This is a genomic window from Sphaerospermopsis reniformis (assembly GCF_005402885.1).
GTDB classification, from domain to species: domain Bacteria; phylum Cyanobacteriota; class Cyanobacteriia; order Cyanobacteriales; family Nostocaceae; genus Sphaerospermopsis; species Sphaerospermopsis kisseleviana.
This window is the reverse complement of the sequence record NZ_BJCE01000548.1, coordinates 1-600: the sequence shown is the minus strand read 5'-3', so window position 1 is coordinate 600 and position 600 is coordinate 1. Positions and strand designations below refer to the sequence as shown.

General features: G+C 37.8%; 1 protein-coding gene. It reads left to right on the top strand.

Translation table 11 applies throughout. The features are described 5' to 3' along the window. On the top strand, positions 1-600 hold a 600-nt coding region (locus FFR48_RS28340; RefSeq protein ID WP_162501999.1), incomplete at both ends, for a HEAT repeat domain-containing protein.

Here is a 600-nt window from a genome sequence, read left to right as displayed (position 1 = left end):
TATCCAGGCTTTGGTTGATTTAATCGGCAATTCTGATGATAAATATACCAAGATAAGCGCAGCTTATAGCTTAGGAGAAATAGGAAATGGCAATAAAGATGCTATCCAGGCTTTGGTTGATTTAATCGGCAATTCTGATGATAAATATACCAAGATAAGCGCAGCTTATAGCTTAGGAGAAATAGGAAATGGCAATAAAGATGCTATCCAGGCTTTGGTTGATTTAATCCGCAATTCTGATGATGAAGATACCAAGTATATGGCGGCTAAAAGCTTAGGAAAAATAGATAATGGCAATGAAAATGCTATCCAGGCTTTGGTTGATTTAATCCGCAATTCTGATGATGAATATACCAAGATAACGGCGGCTTATAGCTTAGAAGAAATAGGAAATGGCAATGAATATGCTATCCAGGCTTTGGTTGATTTAATCCGCAATTCTGATGATGAAGATACCAAGAGAAGGGCGGCTGATAGCTTAGAAGAAATAGGAAATGGCAATGAATATGCTATCCAGGCTTTGGTTGATTTAATCCGCAATTCTGATGATGAAGATACCAAGAGAAGGGCGGCTGATAGCTTAGAAGAAATAGGAAATGG